The 2,750-nt window shown below is 67.6% G+C and carries 2 protein-coding genes, 1 rRNA gene and 1 pseudogene; all 4 read right to left on the reverse strand.

Translation table 11 applies throughout. The features are described from left to right. Positions 1–696 (reverse strand): annotated as a pseudogene (locus FPZ41_RS45955) (acetoin utilization protein AcuC); the annotation flags it as partial. After that, positions 647–1,870 (reverse strand): MFS transporter, encoded by a 1,224-nt coding sequence (locus tag FPZ41_RS45960; RefSeq protein WP_152870791.1) that lies wholly within the window; start codon positions 1,868–1,870, stop codon positions 647–649. The pseudogene FPZ41_RS45955 and the gene FPZ41_RS45960, both read right to left, overlap by 50 nt. Before the next feature lie 55 nt (positions 1,871–1,925). Continuing rightward, the gene (locus tag FPZ41_RS45965; protein WP_152870793.1) at positions 1,926–2,570 is read right to left on the reverse strand and encodes an HAD family hydrolase; all 645 of its coding nucleotides are present in this window, start codon (positions 2,568–2,570) and stop codon (positions 1,926–1,928) included. A 61-nt stretch (positions 2,571–2,631) separates the two neighbouring features. Further along, positions 2,632–2,748, reverse strand: a 5S ribosomal RNA gene (gene rrf / locus FPZ41_RS45970). Between the last annotated feature and the right edge of the window lie 2 nt (positions 2,749–2,750).

Here is a 2,750-nt window from a genome sequence, read left to right on the forward strand (position 1 = left end):
TTGTATAAGAGACAGGGCCACGTTCACGGCCGACCCCTGGGCACTCTCCGCCCCGGTCTCCTCCGGCCACCCCGTCTGCGGGAACAACGTCCGAGGATGCTCGTGCAACGAGATCGTCAGCACCCGCGGATCCTCCCAGAACGCGGCCTGCACCCCGTCGCCGTGATGTACGTCCACATCGATGTACGCGACCCGCTCGGCGCCCAGCTCCAGCAATCGCGCGATCGCCAGCGAGGCGTCGTTGTAGATGCAGAACCCGGACGCCCCACCCGGCATCGCGTGGTGCAGCCCACCCGCGAAGTTCACCGCGTGCAACGCGTCCCCCCGCCACACGGCCTCCGCCGCCCCCACTGACTGCCCTGCGATCAGCGCGGACACCTCGTGCATACCGGCGAACGCGGGATCGTCCATGGTCCCCAGCCCGTACGACCCGTCGGCCGCCCCCGGATCCCCGGACGCGGCCTTGACCGCCTCCACGTAGTCCTCACGGTGCACGAGCCGCAACGTCGACTCCCCGGCAGGCTTGGCGGAAACGACCTCAAGCCCTTCGGCACCGCTCCCAGGCCCGTTGTCGAGCCCGAAGGCACTCACCAAGTCCCTGGTCAGCGCCAGCCGGACCGGATCCATCGGATGGTCCGGACCGAAGTCATAGCCCGTTACTGCCTCGTCCCACATCAGCTGTGCGCGACCGCTCATGCCCGCCACCGTATCGGGCCGGTTGAGGATCGAACGACCGGGCGTACACGAGGGTCACCAGCACCAACACCATCGGCACGAGCATCGCCCCGCGATAGCTCCAGGCGTCCCCCAGCACCCCCACCAACGGCGAACCGACCAGGAACCCCACATAGTTGAAGATGTTCAGCCGCGCGACGGCCGCATCCGAAGCCCCCGGAAACAGCCTCCCCGCCGCCGCGAACGTCTGCGGCACGATCACACACAGCCCGAGCCCCAACAGGGTGAACCCGAGCATCCCGACCCACGCCCCCGGCGCCCCGGCCACCACCGCGAATCCGAGCCCCGCCACCAGCGAGCCCATCCGCACCACGACCACCGCCCCGAACCGCCGCACCCCGAAGTCCCCGATGGCCCGCCCCAGCAGAGTGGTGACCATATAGACGTTGTACGGAAGGGTCGCGAGCTGCTCCGAGCTCCCCAGCACGTCCTGCAGGTACTTCGCGCTCCAGTTGGAAACGGTCGAGTCCCCGATATAAGCGAACGCCATCACGAGACAGAGCGGCAGCAGCACCTTGAAGACGACGCCCCCGCTCTCCCCCGCAGCTTCGCCCTCCACCTGCTCCTGCTTCTGGGCCCCCGCGTCGACGTACCACCGGCTCCCCACGAACGCGGCCGGCAGCAGCACCACCACGACCGGCAGATACGACACGACCAGCGCGAGCTCCCAGTGCGCCCCCACCCACGCGAGCGAGGCCCCCAGGATCCCGCCCAGGCTGTACGAGGCATGGAAACCGAGCATGATGCTCTGCCCGTACGACCGCTGGAGGCTCACCCCGAGCATGTTCATGGACGCGTCCAGCGCCCCCACAGCGAGCCCGAACGCGGCCAGCGCGACAGCAAGCTCGGCCATGTGCTCCCCGGCTCCCACGCCGAGAAGGGCGAGCAGCACGACGGGCTGCGACCACCGCAGCACCCGGCTGGGCGGCACCCGCTTCACGAGTTGCTCGGTGCACACGCTCCCCACACCGGCCAGAACCGGCACGGCGGCAAGGAAGGCCGGCAACAACGCGTCGGAAACGTCGTACCGATCCTGAATGGCCGGAATCCGCGTCACCAGCAGTGCGAAGGCGACACCCTGGGCGAAGAAGCTGAACGCCAACGAGGCCCGGCCACGCCGCAGCACATCTGTCATGGCGGCACAGCGTAGGGCCCTGAGCTACCCATGGGTAGAGGAAGTTGAATACTGCTCAACTAAGCAGTCCGACCAGCTCCCCCATGTCCGAGAAGTACCCCCTGGCCCCAGGCAGCCTCTCCGCGGGCGTCATCCCCGTGAACCCGTACACGTCCATCCCGGCCGCCTGGGCCGCCAGCACCCCGAGAGGACTGTCCTCGACAACCGCGCACCGGTCCGGGGCAGCCCCCATCCGCTCGGCCGCGTACAGGAAGAGATCCGGCGCCGGCTTCCCCCGCCCCACGTCCTGCGCGCTGAAGACGAGTCCGTCGCCGAACCACCGGTCGAGCCCGGTCTTCCGATGCCCCACCCGAATCCGTTCATGACTCCCGGACGACGCCACGCAGTACGGCACCCTGTCCGCGACGAGTTTCTCCAGCACAGCGACCACACCGTCCACGGGCTCCAACTCCCGCTCGAACGCGGCGAATACCCGCCGGTGAAAGACATCGTCGAAATCCCCGGGCAGCGGCTCTCCCGTCCGCTCCAGGACGAGTTCGTGCACCCTGTGCATGGCCGACCCCATGTAGTCCCGTATGGACTCCTCGTACGAGGTGGGGTGCCCCAACTCGGTGAGGTACGCGGCCAGGAGCCGGTTGGAAATCGGCTCACTGTCGACGAGAACACCGTCGTTGTCGAAGATCACGAGGTCATAGCGCATGGCTCGACCCTAAACGCAGAAATCCCCCGTGCCGAATGGCACGGGGGATTTCTCAATATTTGTTCGGCGGTGTCCTACTCTCCCACAGGGTCCCCCCTGCAGTACCATCGGCGCTGTAAGGCTTAGCTTCCGGGTTCGGAATGTAACCGGGCGTTTCCCTCACGCTATGACCACCGAAAC

The organism is Streptomyces acidicola, assembly GCF_009377235.1.
Classification (GTDB): domain Bacteria; phylum Actinomycetota; class Actinomycetes; order Streptomycetales; family Streptomycetaceae; genus Streptomyces; species Streptomyces acidicola.